A 17,443-nucleotide genomic window follows, 5' to 3' on the forward strand; every position below is an offset into this window, starting at 1 on the left:
TGCCACCGAGAATGGCCAAGTGCCATGGCATTTGTCCAGCACGCGTTGCAGTCATCTTGTATCGGCCTGGTCGAGCGCCGGCAGCAGCAGGCGGGCCAGCACTGGCAGATGCTCGGCGATGCCGCGGGTGTCGTGCTGGCGCACCCGGGCATCCAGCGGCGTCAGGAGTGGGCTGTGGAACAGGTAGTCGAGGGTGCGACCGACGCCGGGCTCGTGCCCATCCTTTGCGAAGTGGGTGTGCCAGGCTGCCTGCCGCGGGCCACTGGCCTGCTCCAGGCTGGGAATCATCGGGTAGCTGCCGGCCAGCCGGCCCAGTGGGTCCGCCGCGTCACCATGGCTGCCCAGGGCCGGCCTGGGCTGCTGCTCCGGCGGCAACGGGTTGAGGTCGCCGCCGAGCAGCCAGGGCGTGCCGTCGTGCTGCAGGCGCGCGAGCAGCCGGGAGGCCCTCGCCACCTGGCGCTGCTGGGTGTCATCGTTCGCGGCGAAGCCATCCAGCTGGGTGTTGATGGCCGCCACTCGGCCGCCGCCGCGCACGGGCAAGTAGCTGACCAGCAGGGCCCGCTGCGGATTGAACGGGCCCCGTAGCGGATTGGCCGGTAGCTGCGGCAACTGCAGGCGCTCGGCGCGGTCGATGCGATAGCGGCTGAGGGTGCCGAGTTTCAGGTCGGCGGCGCCGATATTCCAGGGTTCGGGGATCGCCCCGGCCTTCCGGTAGTGCGCCTGGCTGCGGCAGGGGTACAGCTGGCCCAGGCGCGCCTGCAGCAGTGCCAGCTGGTCCGAATTGGCGCCGTCCTGCAACTCCTGCAGCAGGACCACGTCGGCCCGCTCCTCACGCAGCACCCGCACCACTTCCTCCAGCGCCACCGACCGCTCGCCTGCCAGGTACTGGACGTTCCAGGTCATCACCTTCAGCGCCTGGCCAGGCTGCAGCACCGGTGCCCGGGCGTTGCAGTCGACTGCGGCGGCCTCGCGCGCGGCCGGCCGCCAGGCCAGACCATAGACCAGGGCGAGAAGCAGGGCGAGGACGAGCGGCAGGCCGAACAGGGCGAGGCGCAGCGGGTGCGGCAGGGTCATGGCGGGTGGGTCGGCGGGACCTTGAACTATGCTGGGAGGACGCGAGCATACCGGAGAAGTGCCCCCGCGCCGACCCTGGCTCGCTCACAAGAGGAGGCGGGTATGAGCGAAGCACTGATTGCCCAGCGCGGGCCCTATGCGGTCGAGGTGACAGCCGGCGAAGACTACTTCTGGTGTCGCTGCGGGCGCAGCGCGAAGCAGCCGTTCTGTGACGGCAGCCACAAGGGCACCGGCCTCGCGCCGTTGAAATACCATGCCGAAACCAGTGATACCTTGTACTTTTGCGGCTGCAAGCACACCGGCACGCCACCCTGTTGCGATGGTAGCCATAACCGGTTGTAGTGAGCGCCGGGAGCCGAAGAACAAGAAATGCCGGGGGGCTGGGTATGTACCGCAAGGTGTTCGCCAACAAAGTATTCGATCGCAAGGTGGTGCTGATCACCGGCGGCTGCGCCGGTATCGGCCGCGCGCTGGCCGTGCGGCTGGCCCAGGCCGGGGCGCGCCTGGTGATCTTCGACCTGCAGCAGCAGGCCCTGGACAGCCTGGTGCAGCACCTGGACGACCACCACAACGCCGAGGCCCTGGGCCTGGTCTGTGACGTCGCCGATGCCGACGCCGTGCAGCGCGCCGTGGCTTTGGCCATCGAGCGTTTCGGCGGCATCGACGTGCTGGTCAACAATGCCGGCATCACCCATCGCAGCAGCTTCGCCGACACCGGGCTGGAGGTGTTCCAGCGGGTCATGGCGGTCAACTATTTCGGTGCCCTGCACTGTACCCAGGCGGCGCTGCCGAGCCTGATCGCCCGCGGCGGTCAGGTCATCGTGCTCAGCTCGCTGTCGGGGTTCGCCCCCTTGCTCTACCGCAGCGCCTACAACGCCAGCAAGCACGCCTTGCATGGCCTGTTCGAGACGCTGCGCTACGAACTCAAGGGCTCGGGGGTGAACGTGATGCTGGTGTGCCCGGGCTTCACCGCCACCGACCTGCGCAAGAACGCCCTGGTCGGTGATGGCTCGGTGGCCGCCCAGCCGCCGCTGGCGATGGGCAAGGTGACATCGCCGCAGGACGTCGCCGAGGCTATCTACCATGGCGCGCTCAAGCGCAAGCGCTTGCTGATCCTGTCGAATGTCGACTGGCGCGCGCGGCTGCTGGCGCGCTTCTTTCCCCGGCTCTTCGAGCGGGTGCTGCTGCCTCGTCTGTCGGGCCTCAAACCACAAAGGGCCGGCCGCGCCTGATGCGGGCAGCCTTACTGGCCCTGTTGCTGGTGTTCGGTGGTCCGCTGCAGGCGGCGGAGCCCGAGCCGCTGTTGGTAATGACCGACCTCTGGCCGCCGTTCCGCATGCTCGATGACAACGGCGAACTGCAGGGCCTGGATATCGACCTGCTGGAGCAGTTGAGTCAGCGCACCGGTCTGCGATTCGAAGTGTTGCGCGCGCCCTGGGCGCGCGGGCTGGCGGCCCTGGAGCAGGGCAAGGCGGATCTGATGACCGGCCTGGCCAAAACCGCCGAACGCGAAGCCTATGTCCGCTACCTGCCGCGCCCCTACTACGCCTGTGCGCCGCGCTTCTACACCGCCCCCGAGCAGGCGCCGGCGCTGCTCCGCTATGACCAGCTGGCGCAGTTGAATGTCGGTCAGGTGCTGGGCTCGGCCTATTTCGAACCCTTCGACTCGGACCAGAACCTGCGCAAGACCGCGGTCAACAACGAGGCCCAGCTGCTCGGGATGCTCGCCCGCGGGCGCCTGGGGGCGGTGATAGGCACCGACTGCCAGGTCGATTACGAACTGCGCGATCCGCGCTGGGCCGCGCGCATCGCCAAGGCGGCGTATCGCCCGGCGGCGCGCACCGAGCTGTACATCGGCTTCTCCCGGCGCCGGCCGCTGCAGGCCGAGTACCGACGGGTGAGCGAGGCGCTCGAACAGTTGCGCGCCGAAGGCTGGATCGCCGAGGCGGCCCGGCGTTACCGGGTACAGGTTCCCTGAAGTCCAGCGGCTATCGGCTACGCCCTTACTCCAGGTGCGCGTTCGGGTCCCAGAAGGTCGCCTCGATCTTGTGGCCGTCGAGGTCGCGGACGAAGCAGCCGTAGTAGGGCTCGCCATAGTCCGGACGCGGTCCGGGGGCGCCCTCGTCGCGGGCGCCGGCGGCCAGTGCCGCGCGGTAGAAGGCATCCACCGCGTCGCGGTCGGGGGCGATGAAACCTATGTGGCTGCCATTGCCGACGCTGGCGGGGCGTCCGTCGTGGGGCCGCTGTACCCAGAACTCGGGGTATTCGCGGCCGTAGGCCACGGCGCCCGGGTGGGCCAGAATGCGCCGGCAGCCGAGCGTTGGCAGCACCTGGTCATAGAAGGCGACGGCTTCGTCGAAGCGATTGCTGCCCAGGGAAATGTGGGAAAGGATGCTGGGATTGGCGTCGGCCATGGGACCGCCCTCCTTGGAAAACGACCCTGACAGCCTAGCCCGTTTTCAGCCTTCCGCCGGCAGGGCGCTGCGCAGCATGAACAGGCGAAACAGCACCACGGTGGCGAACAGCTGCAGGAAACCATTGAGGCTGTAGAGCAGCAGGCCGTACAGCAGGTCGGGCTGCTCGTCCGCGCCGGCCTGGGTCGCCCAGTCGACCAGCCACAGGGGCACCATCACCCCGAGCACGCACAGCAGGATCGGCCAGAAGTAGCCGGTGGTCAGTTCGAAGCTTTCCTGCAGCGCCTTCAGCGGGCCGAGGCCGCGCAGGATCAGCAGGAACTCGGCGAACGACAGCTTGATCATGATCCACAGCCCCGGAAGGATGAACAGCGAGGCGCCGAGCATGATCGCCAGGGCGCTGAGCCCGGCCAGCAGGGCGAAGCGCGGCCACAGGCCGAGGCTGGCGGCGAGCAGGTCGCGCAGGCGCGGCGGTTGGCCCTGGCTGCGGGCATCGAGGAAGAGGATCAGCGCGCCGGTGTACAAGGGGTAGAACAGCAACCCCACCAGCAGGCGATAGGGCATCGCCGACTCGAGTCCCACCTGGCTGGTCACCTGCTGCTGCACCACGGCCTCGAGCACCACCAGGGGCAGGCACAGGCTCGCGATGGCCAGCAGGTTATGGCTGAAGAAGTACAGGGCGTCGCGCAGGGCGAGGAGGGGATTCATCGGTGGGGTCGTGTCGGATGAGCTGCTCGTCACTCTAGCCGATCCCGTCGGCCGCTCAAAATAGCGACTTAGGTAGAACGGTAGCGCAGCGATGGGGCGCTCAGCCCGGCCAACAGGCGCGCCAGTTCGCCGGTGGCCAGCTCCACGGTCAGTTCCGGCGGGCCGGGGGCGAACACCGAGTCGACCTAGGGGTCGTTGCGTGGCCGCGCCAGGTCGCGGATGCCTTGCTGCATATCGATGACCAGCAGCGCCGCGGCGGGCAGGTGATGAACGTCTGTCTGAGGCATTTCGACTGTCCTGGGTCGTGGGCTGGCATACTGGGCGTCGAATTTAACCTGGGCGCCGCCGCCCGTCAGCCGCCTGCCGAGGATTCCCGGTGAAGAAAATCGCCGTATTCGCCGACGTTCAGAACCTCTACTACACCGTGCGCCAGGCCCATGGCTGCCACTTCGACTACGCCGCACTGTGGGCCGACATCAGCCGCCACGGCCAGATCGTCGAGGCCTACGCCTACGCCATCGACCGTGGCGACGCCAAGCAGCAGCAGTTCCAGCAAATCCTGCGCAACCTCGGTTTCACCGTGAAGCTCAAGCCCTATATCCAGCGCAGCGACGGCTCGGCCAAGGGCGACTGGGACGTCGGCATCACCATCGACATCATGGACGCCGCGCCGCGGGTCGACGAGGTGGTGCTGGCGTCCGGCGACGGCGACTTCGACCTGCTGCTGGACAAGGTGCGCAGCTACGGCGTCGAGGCGGTGGCCTACGGCGTGCCGGGGCTGACCGCGCAATCGCTGGTGCGCGCGGCCAGCCGCTACGTGCCGATCGAAGGCGCACTGCTGCTGAGGAACTGAGCCATGCCTGCCGAACGTATCGCCGTGCTCGACTTCGAGACCACCGGTCTGGCGCCGGCCCAGGGCGCGCGCGCCACCGAGATCGGCGTGGCCATGCTCGAGGGCGGGCGCATCGTCGGCCGCTACCAGAGCCTGATGAACAGCGGCGTGCGGGTGCCGCCGTTCATCGAGCAGCTCACCGGCATCAGCAACGCCATGCTGCGCGACGCGCCGCCGGCGGCGCAGGTGATGCACGAAGTGGCCGACTTCGTCGGCGATGCGCCGCTGCTGGCGCACAACGCCTCCTTCGACCAGAAATTCTGGGATGCCGAGCTGGCCCTGGTCGGCCGTCAGCGCCGCCAGCCCTTCGCCTGCTCACTGCTGCTGGCGCGGCGCCTGCTGCCCCAGGCGCCGAGCCACAAGCTCGGCGTGCTCAACCGCTGGGCGCGGCTGCCGGACACCGGTCAGGCCCACCGCGCCCTTGCCGACGCGGAGATGGCCGCCAACCTGCTGGGCTTCATGGCGACGCTGCTGCGCGAGCGCCATGGCATCCCCCGGGTCAGCCACGAACTGCTGTGCCGCCTGCAGAAGGTGCCGGCGGCGAAGATCGGACTGGCCCTGCTGCAGGTGCGCGAGGCCTAGAGCCGCCGGCTCGCCCCTGCGGGCTTATTGCCTTGCAACACAATGGCGGGCCGGCGCGACGCCAACTTGCGTTAGGGTGAAGTCCCGCCTCGATGCTCAGTCGGGGCGCCCATGCAGAGGAGGCATGCCCATGTTCGGCCTGTTCAAGAGCGACCCGCTGAAGAAGCTGCGCAAGCAGTACGATGCAAAGCTCGAGGAGGCGATGAACGCCCAGCGCAATGGCAACATTCGCGGCTACGCGCAGCTCAGCGAGGAAGCCGACGCGCTTTGGAAGCAGCTCGAGCCGTTGGAAAAGTCCCAGTCCTAGCCACGCGTTGCCTGCCCGCAACAGCCTGCGGCCGATGACTGAGCCGAGCGCCAGTAGGCGCCGGCCTGTTAAACTGCGCGCCTTTGCTCTCGCGCGCTGACGCCCGGTTGAATCACCATGACTTTCGCCTCCCTCGGCCTGATCGAGCCGCTGCTGCGCAGCCTCGCCGGCCTCGACTACCAGACCCCGTCCCCCGTCCAGACCCAGGCCATTGGGCCGATCCTCAAGGGCCGCGACCTGATGGCCGCGGCGCAGACCGGCACCGGCAAGACCGCCGGCTTCGCCCTGCCGCTGCTGCAGCGGCTGATGATGGAGGGACCGGTGGTGTCCGCCAACTCGGTGCGCGCCCTGGTGCTGGTACCGACCCGCGAGCTGGCCGAGCAGGTGCAGCAGAGCTTCCAGGCCTACGGCCAGCACCTGCCCCTGCGCAGCTACGCGGTGTACGGCGGGGTCAGCATCAATCCGCAGATGATGAAGCTGCGCAAGGGCCTGGACGTGCTGGTGGCCACCCCCGGGCGGCTGCTCGACCTGTACCGGCAGAACGCGGTGAAGTTCAACCAGCTGCAGACCCTGGTGCTCGACGAGGCCGACCGCATGCTCGACCTGGGCTTCGCCCGCGAGCTGGACGAGCTGTTCTGCGCCCTGCCGAAAAAGCGCCAGACCCTGCTGTTCTCGGCGACCTTCTCCGAGGCGATCCGCGCCATGGCCAAGGAGCTGCTGCGCGACCCGCTGTCCATTGAGGTCAGCCCGCGCAACGCCGCGGCCAAGTCGGTCAAGCAGTGGCTGATCCCGGTGGACAAGAAGCGCAAGGCCGAGCTGTTCCTGCACCTGTACCAGGCCAAGCGCTGGAGCCAGGTGCTGGTCTTCGCCAAGACCCGCAAGGGCGTCGACGAGCTGGAGGCGCAGTTGCTGCAGGCCGGCATCGACGCCGAGGCGATCCACGGCGACAAGCCGCAGCCGACCCGCCTGCGTGCCCTGCAGCGCTTCAAGCAGGGCGAGGTGCGGGTGCTGGTGGCCACCGACGTGGCGGCCCGCGGCCTGGACATCGACGACCTGCCCCTGGTGGTCAACTTCGACCTGCCGATCGTCGCAGAGGACTACGTGCACCGCATCGGCCGCACCGGCCGCGCCGGCGCCACGGGTCAGGCGGTCTCCTTGGTGTGCGCCGACGAGGTGGAACACCTGGCGGCCATCGAGACCCTGATCAACCAGGTGATCCAGCGCGTCGACGAGCCGGACTTCATCCCCGACCACAGGGTGCCCGTCACCCAGGCCGGCGGCCTGGTGCTGAAGAAACCGAAGAAGCCCAAGCAGAAACTCATACCCGGCGCGGGCAAAGCCGTCGGCAAGGGCAAGGTGCACCTCGGCAACTGGTTCGAGGAGGACGACACGCCCAAGGCCAAGGCGGTGCGCAAGGTGCCGAGCCTCGGCGGCAAGCCGGCCAAGGGCGGCCGCAAGCCGTAGGGTGCGCCGTGCGCACCGGGTATCTGTGGTTAGTGGTGCGCGCGGCGCACCCTAGCGGTTGTGCAGCCAGTCGAGCATGCCCAGCCCGGCGGCCCGGCCGCTGGCGAAGCAGGCGGTGAGCAGGTAGCCGCCGGTCGGCGCCTCCCAGTCGAGCATCTCGCCGGCGCAGAACAGCCCCGGCATCGCCTCGAGCATCAAGCCTTTGTCCAACGCCTCGAATGGCACGCCGCCGGCGCTGCTGATCGCCTCATCCAGCGGCCGTGGCCGCACCAGGGTAAGCGGCAGGGCCTTGAGCGCGGCGGCCAGGCGCGCCGGCTCGGTGAAGCAGCCTTTCGCCGCCAGCTCGCGCAGCAGGGCGGCCTTGACCCCATCGATGCCGACCTGGCGATGCAGGTGCTTGGCCATGGAGTGGGCGCCGCGCGGCTTGCTCAGCGCCGCCTGCACCTTGGCCAGCGGGCTCTGCGGCAGCAGGTCGAGTGTCACGGTGGCGCGGCCTTGCTGGTTGATCCGCTGGCGAATGGCGGCCGACAGGGCGTAGACCAGGCTGCCTTCCACCCCGGTTTCGGTGAGCACGAACTCGCCCAGGCGCGGCGGTTCGTCGCCCAGGCGCAGGCTGACGTTCTTCAGCGGCGCGCCGGCGAACTTCTCCCGCAGCAGCTGACTCCAGCCCGTTACCTCGAAGCCGCAATTGCTCGGCTGCAGCGGCGCGGTCTTGATGCCGCGGGCCTGCAGCAGGGGCACCCAGGCGCCATCGGAGCCCAGTCGCCCCCAGCTGCCGCCGCCCAGGGCCAGCAGGGTGGCGTCCGCCCGCAGGTTGATCTCGCCGGCGGGCGTGGCCAAGCGCAGGGCGCCGTCCGCCTTCCAGCCCAGCCAGCGATGGCGGGTGTGGATCTGCACGCCCAGCTCGCGCAGGCGCTTGAGCCAGGCGCGCAGCAGCGGTGCGGCCTTCATGTCGGTGGGAAACACCCGCCCCGAGGTGCCGACGAAGGTGTCGATGCCCAGGCCGTGAATCCAGGCGCACAGGGCCTCGGCGTCGAAGTCTGCGAGCAGTCGGCTGATCTCGTTCTGGCGCTGGCCGTAGCGGCCGAGGAACGCACTCTTGGCTTCCGAGTGGGTGATATTCATGCCGCCGACCCCGGCCAGCAGAAACTTGCGCCCCACCGACGGCATGGCGTCATACAGCTCGACCCGAATGCCGGCCAGGGCCAGGACCTCGGCGGCCATCAGGCCGGCGGGGCCGCCGCCGATGATGGCGGCGCGGGGAACGGAATGAGGGGCCGAGTCGGTCATGGGCAGGTCGCTGGCAGGTGAAAAGCGCGCATTCTACCCCAGCGCATTGCCGGTGCCTCGACCGAACCGGCGGCAGGGCGCGGCATGTACCACGCCCCGCGCTCAGGCCGGTTGGCTCGTCGGCGGACGCTTCAGAACCACTGGTCGTTGCGTTTGCGCCGGCGGGTCATCGACGGCAGGATCAGCCCGAGCAGCAGGCCGGCGCCGGCGATGCCGCCGCCGTAGACCAGGTAGCGCATCAGCAGGCGGCTGTTCTCATCGCCGAGGCGGGCCTGGGTGCTGCGCAGCTCCGACTGGGTCGCGCTCAGCTCGGCGGCCAGGGCCTGGCGGGTGCTCTGCAGTTCGTCGATCAGCGCCTTGCGCGAGTCCAGGGTTTCCTGCATGCCCTGGACCCGGGTCTTCCAGCTGTCGTCGATGCCCTTGAGCTGGGCGCCGAGCTCGGCCACCTGCTGCTCCAGCTGGGGCAGGCGCTCGGCCTGACCGGGCATTTCCTGCAGGTCGCGGCTGGGAATCCACACGCTGTCGCCGGATTCGCTGCGCACCTTGCTGTAGTCGCCCTGGGTGGCGAGCAGCTCGACCTTCTGCCCGGACTTGAGGGTGCCGACGATGCGATAGCCGTCGGTCGGGCCGCTGCGCACGTAGGTCTGCAAACTGTCGCTGACCCAGCGCTCGCTGCCGGCGGCCTGGGCCAGGCCACTGGCCAGCAGGCCGAGCAGGGCGCCGGCGAAGACGCGGCGCAGGCGCCGGGAAAGGCCGGAGCCCTGAGCGGAAAGGTGATGAGCTGGGGACATGGCGATCTTCACATGAATAAGGGTAAAGGCCCCGCTGACCGGGCCGGTGAAAGCAGGGCCGCAGCCCCGCGCGTGGTGCCAGCCGATCCGGCTGGCGCGCCCGGTGCGGTCGGGCGAGAGGAGGGGGAATCGATCTGGACCCGCCGCGTCATCCCTGAGGCCTCCCGCACACAGACAGCGCATGCCGCCGTGGGTTCACTCGTTTCGGCGAGGCGTCCTGCCGGGCGGCCGCGTCGATAGGGACTGGCGATGGCCAAGACGGGGGCACGAGGCGAGCCGGGGCAGGCCTGGCTCGACGCCATTGAGCGGTGCGATCAGCTCGGTGCCGGGGTCTTGCGTGGGCGCCTGGTCCCCGCCTTGGCCTTGCCCGGCCGGCGCTTCTTCTTCCAGGGCGCCGCGTCCGATCCGGCCGCCGCCGGGCCGCTGATGTTCAGGCGCAGGCCGGTGCAGCGCTCGACCTGCTTGCTCATCCAGGCCGACTGCTTGGCGACGAAGTCCTCCAGGCTCATCTCGCCGCTCTGCACCATGTCCAGGGCCTGCTCCCAGATGGCCGTGGTGCCGGGGTCGGCGATGGCGCGGGGCACCGCATCGATCAGGCTGAAGGCCGCCGGGGTGGCGGCCAGGGCCTTGCCTTGCTTGCTCAGATAGCCGCGCTCGAGCAGGCCCTGGATGATCCCGGCGCGGGTCGCCTCGGTGCCGATGCCGGTGGTGTCCTTGAGCTTCTGCTTGAGCCGCGGATCGTCCACCAGCTTGGCGACGTTCTTCATCGCCTTGATCAGGTCGCCCTCGGTGAAGGGTTTAGGCGGCTGGGTCTGCTGGTCCTTAAGCTGCACCTTGGCGACGGCGCAGACCTGGCCCTCGCGCAGCGGCGGCAGGGCCTGCGCCTGGGCCGCGTCGTCGCCCTTGGCCGCCGCCAGCGCTTTGGGCAGGGCGCGCTTCCAGCCGGGCTCGACGATCTGCTTGCCCACCGCGCGCAGGGCCTGGCCGGCGCAGTCGAAGTCGGCCTGGGTTCGGTCGTATTCGTGGTTGGGCAGGAACTGCGCCAGGTAGCGGGCGCGGATCAGTTGGTAGACCGCGCGCGGCTTGCCGCTCAGGCGCGCCGAGGCGAGCGCCGCGGCGGTGGGGATGATGCCGTGGTGGGCGCCGACCTTGGCGTCGTTCCAGGCCCGCGAGCGACGCTGCGCATCGACATGTGGCAGCAGCTCGGCCAGGGCCGGGTCGGCGCGGCCCAGGGCCTCGAGGATCGCCGGCGCCTCGCCGTGCTGGCTCAGCGGCAGGTAGCCGCAATCGCTGCGCGGGTAGGTGATGAGCTTGTGGGTCTCGTAGAGCGCCTGGGCGATGTCCAGGGTCTCCTGGGCGCCCAGGCCGAGGCGCTTGGAGCAGACCTCCTGCAGGGTGCCCAGGTCGAACGGCAGCGGCGCGACCTCGCGCAGCCGCTCGGTGCGCAGGCGCACCAGGCGGGCGCTGGCGGCGGCCGTCATGGCATGCGCCGCCTCCCGGGCCAAGGCCGGGTTCAGGCAGCGGCCCTGCTCGTCGCAGGCGTCCGGGTTGGCGCGCCACTGGGCGGTGAAGGCGATGCCGTCGCTGGCAAGCTGCACCTCGATGGCCCAGTAGGGCACCGGCACGAAGGCGGCGATGCTGCGGTCGCGGTCCACCACCAGGCGCAGGGTCGGCGTCTGCACCCGGCCCACCGGCAGCACGCCTTGGTAGCCGGACTGGCGGCCGAGCAGGGTGAACAGCCGGCTCATGTTCATGCCGATCAGCCAGTCGGCGCGCGAGCGGCCGAGCGCCGCGTGGTACAGGTTGAAGGTCTCGGCGCCGGGCTTGAGGGCCGCCAGGGCCTTGCGGATCGAGGCCTCGTCCAGCGCCGACAGCCACAGGCGCTGGATCGGCCCGCGATAGCGGCAATGCTCCACCAGCTCGCGGGCGATCATCTCGCCCTCGCGGTCGGCATCGGTGGCGATCACCAGCTCCCTGGCCTCGCCGAGCAGCCGCTTGACCGCCTTGAACTGGCCGGCGGTCTTGCTCTTGACCAGCATCTTCCACTGCTGCGGGACAATCGGCAGGTCGGCGAGGTTCCAGCGCTTGTAGCGGGCGTCGTAGGCGTCCGGCGGCGCGGTTTCCAGCAGGTGGCCGATGCACCAGGTCACGGTGACGTTGCTGCCGAGCCAGCAGCCGTCGCCACGCCGGCTGGCGCCTAGCACCTGGGCGATGTCCTTGGCCTGGGAGGGTTTTTCACACAAGAAGAGACGCATGGCGGCTGGCATCGATGATCGCGATGGTGCCAAGCATGGGCAGGAAAGGCCGTTTGGGCAATATTTATCTGTATGTTTGTACAGCTATTGAGCTATGCATCGTTCAGCCCAGGTTGTGCTCGGCCCAGACGCTGGCCGCACTGTGATGGAGGATGCCGTGGCGCCGCGCCAGGGCTGCGCGGTCCTGGTCGTAGCCGCCACCGATCACTCCCATCACCGGGATGTCCCGGCCGAGGCAGTGCCTGAGTACCGCCTCGTCGCGGGCCGCGAGGCCCTGGTCGGTCAGCTGCAGGTAGCCGAGGGCGTCGTCCCGGTGCACGTCGACGCCGGCGTCGTACAGCACGATGTCCGGCTGGTACAGCGGCAGCAGGTAGTTCAACGCATCGTCCGCCACCTTCAGATAGTCGGCGTCGCCCATGCCTCGGGGCAGCGGGATGTCCCAGTCGCTCCGGGCCTTGCGTGCGGGGAAGTTCTGCTCGCAGTGCAAGGACACGGTGATCGCCTCCGGGCAGTCGGCGAGCAGGCGGGCGGTGCCGTCGCCCTGGTGCACGTCGCAGTCGAAGATCAGCACGCACTGGGCCTTGCCGGCCGCCAGCAGGTAGCGGGCGATCACCGCCAGGTCGTTGAAGATGCAGAAGCCGGCCGGATGATCGTAGTGGGCGTGGTGGGTGCCGCCGGCCAAGTGGCAGGCCAGGCCGTGCGTGAGCGCCAGCTCGGCGGTCAGCAGCGAGCCGCCCACGGCGCGCACCGTGCGCCGGGCCAGGGCTTCGCTCCAGGGCAGGCCGAGGCGGCGCTGGTCCTCGCGGGGCAGCTCGCCGCTCAGGTAGCGCTCGATATAGGCCGGGCAGTGGGCCAGGGCCAGCACCTCGGCAGGGCAGAGTTCGGGGCGCAGCAGCTCGGCATCGGCGACCAGGGCGCTGTCCACCAGGTGGTCGCGCAGCAGGCGGAACTTCTCCATGGGGAAGCGGTGCCCGGCCGGGAAGGGTGGGCTGTAGTCGTCGTGGTAGACCAGCGGCAGGCGCATACAATAGGGCTCTTTATGTAGCGTCCGAGTATGGCGGCGCTGCGCCTGGCGACTCAAGTGGAGGGCCGATGCCTGCTCCAATCGAACTGCATACTTCGCGCCTGTTGCTGCGCCGCTGGCGCGCCGAGGACCGTGGGGCCTTCGCCGCGCTGAACGGCGACCCCGAAGTGATGCGGCATTTCCCCGCCTGCCTCGGCCGAGAGGAAAGCGACCGCCTGGCCGAGCGCCTCGAGGCGGACTTCGCCGAGCACGGCTTCGGCTTCTGGGCCTTGGCGCGCAAGGACGATGGCGCCTTCATCGGCTTTACCGGCCTGCGCCCGGTGACCTTCGACGCGCCCTTCTGCCCGGCGGTGGAGATCGCCTGGCGCCTGACCCGCGACCACTGGCGCCAGGGGCTGGCCAGCGAGGCGGCGCGAGCGGCCCTGGCCTGGGGCTTCGGGCCGCTGGGCCTGGAGCAGATCGTCAGTTTCACCGCGGTGGAGAACCTGGCGTCCCAGGGCGTGATGCGGGCCATCGGCATGCAGCATGAGCCGGCGCAGGACTTCGCTCATCCGGCGCTGCCGGCAGGCCATCGACTGTCCCGGCATGTGCTCTATCGCCTGAGCCGCGCCGACTGGGAGGCAGGCCGATGAACGAGATCGAGCAGGTGCGCGCCTACCACCAGCTGAGCAAGCACCAGCCGCAGCGCTTCGCCCCGGGCCCGGGCCAGCTGGACTGGGCGACCCAGCCGGCGCCGTTTCGCCGCTACGCCGGCGCCCGGTTGATCGAGCTGTACCAGCGTCCGCTGGAGGAGTCGCCGGGCTACGACGCGGTGTTTGCCGCGCCCCTGGGCACGCCGGCGCCGCTGAATCGGGCCAGCGTCTCCCAGCTGCTGTATGACAGCCTGGCGCTGTCGGCCTGGAAGGAGGCCGGCGGCAGCCGCTGGTCGCTGCGGGTCAATCCCTCGTCCGGCAACCTGCACCCGACCGAGGCCTACCTGCTGCTTCCCGCCGGCAGCCTGGAGACGGGGGCGCTGCTGGCCCACTATGCGCCGGATGCCCATGGCCTGGAGGTGCGCGCCGAGCTGCCGCCGGCCTTGGCCGCGCAACTGGCCCAGGCGCTGCCGGCCGGCGGCCTGCTGCTCGGCCTGGCCAGCATCCCCTGGCGCGAGGCCTGGAAGTACGGCGAGCGGGCCTACCGCTACTGCCAGCACGACCTCGGCCACGCCCTGGCCGCCGTCGCCATCGCCGCCAGCGTGCTGGGCTGGCAGGTGCGCCTGCTGCGCGGGGTGGCCGAGGCGCGTCTGGACGCCATCCTGGGGTTGGATCGCGACGGTTTCCACGAGTCCGAGCACGGCGACTGCCTGCTGTGGGTCGGCCCGCCCCAGGACGCCGAGTTCGCCTTGCCCACGCCGTTGCTGCGGGCCCTGGCGTCCCTCGAGTTGAGCGGCGCGCCCAATCGCCTGTCGCGCCAGTATCGCCAGTGGCCGGAACTGAGCCGCGTCCACTCCCTGTGCCGCGCCCCGGCCCTGACCGCGGTGAGCTGGCGCACGGAGCCGGGCCGTGAGCTGGCGGACAACCCCGGCCTGCCGCTGCGGCCGATCCTGCACCGGCGGCGCAGCGCCCAGGCCATGGACGGCAAGAGCGGCATCCAGGCCGAGCTGCTGCTGGCCTGGCTGCGCCGGCTGCTGCCGGAGCACTCGCCGGTGCCCCTGGGGCTGAGCGGCGAGCCGGCCCAGGTCGACCTGCTGCTGTTCGTCCACCGGGTCCAGGGGCTGATGCCTGGCCTGTACTGGCTGGCGCGCTGCGACGGTCAGGTGCAGGACGGCTTGCGCGAGGACTTTCTCTGGCAGCGGGTCGATCCCGAGCTGCCCCTGTACCGCCTGCTCGAGGGCGACGCCCGCGGCCTGGCCGGTTTCCTGTCCTGCGGCCAGGACATCGCCAGCGACGGCTGCGTCGCGGTGGCCATGCTGGCGCGCTTCGACCAGGCCCTGTCGGCGGGCCCCTGGCGCTATCCGCGGCTGTACTGGGAGTGCGGGCAGATCGGCCAGCTGCTGTACCTGGAGGCCGAGGCGGCGGGGCTGTCGGCCACCGGCATCGGCTGCTATTTCGACGAGGCGGTGCATGAATTGCTCGGACTTGCCGACAGCCGCTGGCAAAGCCTTTACCATTTCACCCTTGGCCGGGCCGTGTGGGACGAGCGCTTGAGCGACCTGCCGGCCTACCCTGAATTACGATTGCCGCCGCACTAGCGCGGCCCGAGGAGACGCAGCATGAGTCAGGTATTGGACGAATTGGTCGCCCTGTTGAGCCTGGAAGCCATCGAGGAAAACCTCTTCCGCGGGGTCAGCCAGGACCTGGGCTTCCGCCAGCTGTTCGGCGGCCAGGTGCTCGGCCAGTGCGTGTCGGCGGCCAGCCAGACGGTCGAGGACGATCGCCACGTGCACTCGCTGCACGGCTATTTCCTGCGTCCGGGCGACGCCAGCCTGCCAGTGGTCTACCAGGTCGACCGGGTGCGTGACGGCGGCAGCTTCAGCACCCGACGGGTGATGGCGATCCAGAAGGGCAAGCCGATCTTCAGCTGCAGTGCTTCATTCCAGTACGACGAGGAAGGCTTCAATCACCAGAATCTGATGCCCGATGTGCCGGGCCCGGAAGGCCTGCAGTCGGAGACCGAGCTGGCCAGCCTGGTGGCGGACACGCTGCCCGAGCGCATCCGCGAGCGGGTGGTGGGCGCCAAACCGATCGAGATCCGCCCGGTGACGGTGGCCAATCCTTTCGCCCCCGAGCGCAGCGAGCCGGTCAAGCACGTGTGGTTCCGCGCCGCCGGCGAGCTGCCGGACGACCCCCAGCTGCACAAGTACCTGCTGGCCTACGCCAGCGACTTCAATCTGCTGACCACCTCGATGCTGCCCCACGGCGTGTCGGTGTGGCAGAAGTTCATGCAGGTCGCCAGCCTCGACCATTCGCTGTGGTTCCACAGCAATCTGCGCATGGACGACTGGTTGCTCTACTCGATGGACAGCCCCTGGGCCGGCAACGCCCGCGGCTTCTCCCGCGGCAGCATCTTCAACCGCCAGGGCCAGTTGGTCGCCTCGGTGGCCCAGGAAGGCCTGATTCGCCTGCGCGAGGACTGGAAGTGAAACTGGCCGCGGCGCGCCACTGGGTGTTCGACATGGACGGCACCCTGACCCTGGCGGTGCATGACTTCGCGGCGATCCGCCGGGTCCTTGGTATTCCCGTCGAGGCGGACATCCTCCACCACCTGGCGGCGTTGCCCGAGGATGAGGCGGCGGCCAAGCATGCCTGGCTGCTGGAGCACGAGCGGGAGCTGGCGCTGGCTGCGCGACCGGCCCCCGGGGCGGTGGAACTGGTGCGTACGCTGCGAGACCGCGACTGCCAGCTCGGCATCCTCACCCGCAACGCCCACGAGCTGGCCCTGCTGACCCTGCAGGCGATCGGCCTGGGCGACTGCTTCGACACCCGCGATGTGGTCGGCCGCGGCGAGGCGCCGCCCAAGCCCCATCCCGGCGGCCTGCTGCAGCTGGCCGAGCGCTGGCAGGTGGCGCCGAGCGAGCTGGTGATGGTCGGCGACTTCCGCTTCGACCTGGAGTGCGCCCGCGCCGCCGGGGCCTGCAGCGTGCTGGTCAACCTGGCGGAGAACCTCTGGCCCGAGCTCAGTGATGGCTTCGCTCGCGATTGTGCCGAGCTGTTGGAACAGGTGCGCTGAGGTCTAGCCCAGCGCCGTGGGGGCGACCAGCAGTTCGGCGCGGGCCAGCAGTTGCACGTGACCGCCGACCCTGACCCGACCCTCCACGCCGACGCACACCTCCAGGGTGCTGGGCCTGTGCAGGAAGCGGCCCTGGTTGAGACGGAAGGCTTCGCCGCGTGCATGCAGCCCCTGTTCGACCAGGTAGGCCGCGACCGGGCCGGCGGCGCTGCCGGTGGCAACGTCCTCGATCACCCCGGCCGGGTCCCAGGTGCGCCCCTCGCGGTTGTCGACATCGAGCAGGAACACGAAGGCGGCGCCGCACGCGCGCAGCTCGGGGTCGAGCAGTCGGCGCTGCTTGGCCCTGGCCAGCCCGGCGGCCGTGACCGGCAGCAGCAGGTAGGGCAGGCCGGTGCTGACCACTGTGGGTGGGTAGCGCAGGTCCAGCTGGTCGTCAGCCAGGCCGAAGGCATCGGCCACCGTACGAGCAGCGGCGGTATCCAGCCGTTGGCCGAATTCGGCCTGGCCCTGGTCCATCTCGGCGTAGAAGCCCGGGCCATGGCGCCGGGTGGTGACGTGCACGCTCTTGGCACTCAGCTGCAGGGTCCATTCGGCGAGTTCGGCGAGTTCGGCAGGCGCGTGCAGGTGGTGCAGCAAGGCGGCCGCGCCGATGATCGGATGGCCGGCGAAGGGCAGTTCCTCTTCTGCGGTGAAGATCCGCGCCTCGAACTGTCCTGTGCCGTGACCGGGCAGCAGAAAGATCGACTCGAATTGGCGCAGCTCCTGAGTCAGCCGCTGCATGGCGGTGGCGGACAGGGTGCGTGCATCGGGGAATACCGCCAGACCGTTGCCCGTCAGCGGCTGTTCGGCGAAGACATCCAGTTGCCAGTAGTGCATGGCTGAGTCCTTGTGGTGATTTGCCGTCGCAGCCCAGTCCGCGACAGCGCTGGGGCGC

At 69.8% G+C, this 17,443-nt stretch carries 19 protein-coding genes; 11 read left to right on the forward strand and 8 right to left on the reverse strand.

Features of this window, described 5'->3' with window-relative positions; all coding sequences use genetic code 11:
• Positions 1-51: 51 nt before the first annotated feature.
• Positions 52-1,074, reverse strand: a complete 1,023-nt coding sequence (locus KDW96_RS15725; RefSeq protein ID WP_255837164.1) for an endonuclease/exonuclease/phosphatase family protein — start codon at positions 1,072-1,074, stop codon at positions 52-54.
• A 102-nt stretch (positions 1,075-1,176) separates the two neighbouring features.
• Between KDW96_RS15725 and KDW96_RS15730 the strand changes: the two genes are divergently transcribed.
• The 3 genes from KDW96_RS15730 to KDW96_RS15740 are packed head-to-tail and all read left to right on the forward strand — an operon-like array spanning position 1,177 to position 3,052.
• Positions 1,177-1,416, forward strand: a complete 240-nt coding sequence (locus KDW96_RS15730) for a CDGSH iron-sulfur domain-containing protein (RefSeq protein ID WP_255837165.1) — start codon at positions 1,177-1,179, stop codon at positions 1,414-1,416.
• Positions 1,417-1,460: 44 nt separating this feature from the next.
• Positions 1,461-2,306, forward strand: a complete 846-nt coding sequence (locus KDW96_RS15735) for an SDR family oxidoreductase (protein ID WP_255837166.1) — start codon at positions 1,461-1,463, stop codon at positions 2,304-2,306.
• Positions 2,306-3,052, forward strand: a complete 747-nt coding sequence (locus tag KDW96_RS15740; protein ID WP_255837167.1) for a substrate-binding periplasmic protein — start codon at positions 2,306-2,308, stop codon at positions 3,050-3,052. Before KDW96_RS15735 ends, KDW96_RS15740 begins: the two co-directional genes overlap by 1 nt.
• Before the next feature lie 25 nt (positions 3,053-3,077).
• Here KDW96_RS15740 and KDW96_RS15745 read toward each other — a convergent pair whose 3' ends face one another.
• Entirely contained in the window at positions 3,078-3,488 is a 411-nt protein-coding gene (locus tag KDW96_RS15745) for a VOC family protein (RefSeq protein ID WP_255837168.1), read from the reverse strand.
• Positions 3,489-3,533: 45 nt separating this feature from the next.
• Positions 3,534-4,196, reverse strand: a complete 663-nt coding sequence (locus KDW96_RS15750) for a YciC family protein (RefSeq protein ID WP_255837169.1) — start codon at positions 4,194-4,196, stop codon at positions 3,534-3,536.
• 376 nt (positions 4,197-4,572) lie between these two features.
• On the opposite strand from KDW96_RS15750, the gene KDW96_RS15755 reads away from it, so the two are divergent.
• The 4 genes from KDW96_RS15755 (at position 4,573) to rhlE1 (ending at position 7,441) form a co-directional block, all read left to right on the forward strand.
• Positions 4,573-5,049, forward strand: a complete 477-nt coding sequence (locus KDW96_RS15755) for an NYN domain-containing protein (protein ID WP_255837170.1) — start codon at positions 4,573-4,575, stop codon at positions 5,047-5,049.
• Between the two features lie 3 nt (positions 5,050-5,052).
• Positions 5,053-5,670, forward strand: coding sequence for a 3'-5' exonuclease (locus KDW96_RS15760; RefSeq protein WP_255837171.1), 618 nt, complete (start codon positions 5,053-5,055; stop codon positions 5,668-5,670).
• Between the two features lie 130 nt (positions 5,671-5,800).
• Positions 5,801-5,977 (forward strand): DUF6435 family protein, encoded by a 177-nt coding sequence (locus tag KDW96_RS15765; RefSeq protein WP_255837172.1) that lies wholly within the window; start codon positions 5,801-5,803, stop codon positions 5,975-5,977.
• Between the two features lie 117 nt (positions 5,978-6,094).
• Positions 6,095-7,441 carry an RNA helicase RhlE1 gene (gene rhlE1, locus KDW96_RS15770; protein ID WP_255837173.1) on the forward strand — a complete coding sequence of 449 codons (1,347 nt, stop codon included), beginning with the start codon at positions 6,095-6,097 and terminating at the stop codon, positions 7,439-7,441.
• 51 nt (positions 7,442-7,492) lie between these two features.
• Here rhlE1 and KDW96_RS15775 read toward each other — a convergent pair whose 3' ends face one another.
• From KDW96_RS15775 to KDW96_RS15790, 4 genes are all read right to left on the reverse strand, one after another.
• A complete protein-coding gene (locus tag KDW96_RS15775; protein ID WP_255837174.1) occupies positions 7,493-8,731 on the reverse strand; it encodes a TIGR03862 family flavoprotein in 1,239 nt (412 codons plus the stop codon).
• Between the two features lie 131 nt (positions 8,732-8,862).
• On the reverse strand, positions 8,863-9,522 hold the full coding sequence (locus KDW96_RS15780; RefSeq protein WP_255837175.1) for a TIGR04211 family SH3 domain-containing protein: 660 nt from the start codon (positions 9,520-9,522) through the stop codon (positions 8,863-8,865).
• Positions 9,523-9,836: 314 nt separating this feature from the next.
• Positions 9,837-11,777: a DNA topoisomerase III gene (locus tag KDW96_RS15785; protein ID WP_255837176.1), complete on the reverse strand. Its 1,941-nt coding sequence runs from the start codon at positions 11,775-11,777 to the stop codon at positions 9,837-9,839.
• Between the two features lie 103 nt (positions 11,778-11,880).
• Complete coding sequence (locus KDW96_RS15790) at positions 11,881-12,801, reverse strand: histone deacetylase family protein (RefSeq protein WP_255837177.1); 921 nt, start codon at positions 12,799-12,801, stop codon at positions 11,881-11,883.
• A 68-nt stretch (positions 12,802-12,869) separates the two neighbouring features.
• Here KDW96_RS15790 and KDW96_RS15795 point away from each other — a divergent pair, with 68 nt between their 5' ends.
• The 4 genes from KDW96_RS15795 to KDW96_RS15810 are packed head-to-tail and all read left to right on the forward strand — an operon-like array spanning position 12,870 to position 16,509.
• Complete coding sequence (locus tag KDW96_RS15795) at positions 12,870-13,433, forward strand: GNAT family N-acetyltransferase (RefSeq protein WP_255837178.1); 564 nt, start codon at positions 12,870-12,872, stop codon at positions 13,431-13,433.
• Positions 13,430-15,031, forward strand: a complete 1,602-nt coding sequence (locus KDW96_RS15800) for a SagB/ThcOx family dehydrogenase (RefSeq protein ID WP_255837179.1) — start codon at positions 13,430-13,432, stop codon at positions 15,029-15,031. The genes KDW96_RS15795 and KDW96_RS15800 overlap by 4 nt, the downstream gene beginning before the upstream one ends.
• Before the next feature lie 21 nt (positions 15,032-15,052).
• Positions 15,053-15,922, forward strand: a complete 870-nt coding sequence (gene tesB / locus KDW96_RS15805) for an acyl-CoA thioesterase II (RefSeq protein WP_255837180.1) — start codon at positions 15,053-15,055, stop codon at positions 15,920-15,922.
• Positions 15,919-16,509, forward strand: coding sequence for an HAD family hydrolase (locus KDW96_RS15810; protein WP_255837181.1), 591 nt, complete (start codon positions 15,919-15,921; stop codon positions 16,507-16,509). The genes tesB and KDW96_RS15810 overlap by 4 nt, the downstream gene beginning before the upstream one ends.
• Before the next feature lie 3 nt (positions 16,510-16,512).
• Here the strand turns inward: KDW96_RS15810 and KDW96_RS15815 are convergent, their stop codons facing one another.
• Positions 16,513-17,385 carry a PhzF family phenazine biosynthesis protein gene (locus KDW96_RS15815; protein ID WP_255837182.1) on the reverse strand — a complete coding sequence of 291 codons (873 nt, stop codon included), beginning with the start codon at positions 17,383-17,385 and terminating at the stop codon, positions 16,513-16,515.
• Positions 17,386-17,443: the final 58 nt, after the last annotated feature.

The organism is Pseudomonas benzenivorans, from assembly GCF_024397895.1.
In the GTDB taxonomy this organism is placed as follows: Bacteria; Pseudomonadota; Gammaproteobacteria; order Pseudomonadales; family Pseudomonadaceae; genus Aquipseudomonas; species Aquipseudomonas benzenivorans_A.

What these genes read in the sequence shown, in the direction of transcription:
- KDW96_RS15730 (WP_255837165.1), top strand. Translation starts at nt 1,177, where the DNA reads ATGAGCGAAGCACTGATTGCCCAGCGCGGGCCCTATGCGGTCGAGGTG.
- KDW96_RS15725 (WP_255837164.1), bottom strand. Translation starts at nt 1,074, where the DNA reads ATGACCCTGCCGCACCCGCTGCGCCTCGCCCTGTTCGGCCTGCCGCTC.
- KDW96_RS15740 (WP_255837167.1), top strand. Translation starts at nt 2,306, where the DNA reads ATGCGGGCAGCCTTACTGGCCCTGTTGCTGGTGTTCGGTGGTCCGCTG.
- KDW96_RS15795 (WP_255837178.1), top strand. Translation starts at nt 12,870, where the DNA reads ATGCCTGCTCCAATCGAACTGCATACTTCGCGCCTGTTGCTGCGCCGC.
- KDW96_RS15800 (WP_255837179.1), top strand. Translation starts at nt 13,430, where the DNA reads ATGAACGAGATCGAGCAGGTGCGCGCCTACCACCAGCTGAGCAAGCAC.
- tesB (WP_255837180.1), top strand. Translation starts at nt 15,053, where the DNA reads ATGAGTCAGGTATTGGACGAATTGGTCGCCCTGTTGAGCCTGGAAGCC.
- KDW96_RS15745 (WP_255837168.1), bottom strand. Translation starts at nt 3,488, where the DNA reads ATGGCCGACGCCAATCCCAGCATCCTTTCCCACATTTCCCTGGGCAGC.
- KDW96_RS15790 (WP_255837177.1), bottom strand. Translation starts at nt 12,801, where the DNA reads ATGCGCCTGCCGCTGGTCTACCACGACGACTACAGCCCACCCTTCCCG.
- KDW96_RS15785 (WP_255837176.1), bottom strand. Translation starts at nt 11,777, where the DNA reads ATGCGTCTCTTCTTGTGTGAAAAACCCTCCCAGGCCAAGGACATCGCC.
- KDW96_RS15815 (WP_255837182.1), bottom strand. Translation starts at nt 17,385, where the DNA reads ATGCACTACTGGCAACTGGATGTCTTCGCCGAACAGCCGCTGACGGGC.
- rhlE1 (WP_255837173.1), top strand. Translation starts at nt 6,095, where the DNA reads ATGACTTTCGCCTCCCTCGGCCTGATCGAGCCGCTGCTGCGCAGCCTC.
- KDW96_RS15780 (WP_255837175.1), bottom strand. Translation starts at nt 9,522, where the DNA reads ATGTCCCCAGCTCATCACCTTTCCGCTCAGGGCTCCGGCCTTTCCCGG.
- KDW96_RS15765 (WP_255837172.1), top strand. Translation starts at nt 5,801, where the DNA reads ATGTTCGGCCTGTTCAAGAGCGACCCGCTGAAGAAGCTGCGCAAGCAG.
- KDW96_RS15750 (WP_255837169.1), bottom strand. Translation starts at nt 4,196, where the DNA reads ATGAATCCCCTCCTCGCCCTGCGCGACGCCCTGTACTTCTTCAGCCAT.
- KDW96_RS15735 (WP_255837166.1), top strand. Translation starts at nt 1,461, where the DNA reads ATGTACCGCAAGGTGTTCGCCAACAAAGTATTCGATCGCAAGGTGGTG.
- KDW96_RS15760 (WP_255837171.1), top strand. Translation starts at nt 5,053, where the DNA reads ATGCCTGCCGAACGTATCGCCGTGCTCGACTTCGAGACCACCGGTCTG.
- KDW96_RS15775 (WP_255837174.1), bottom strand. Translation starts at nt 8,731, where the DNA reads ATGACCGACTCGGCCCCTCATTCCGTTCCCCGCGCCGCCATCATCGGC.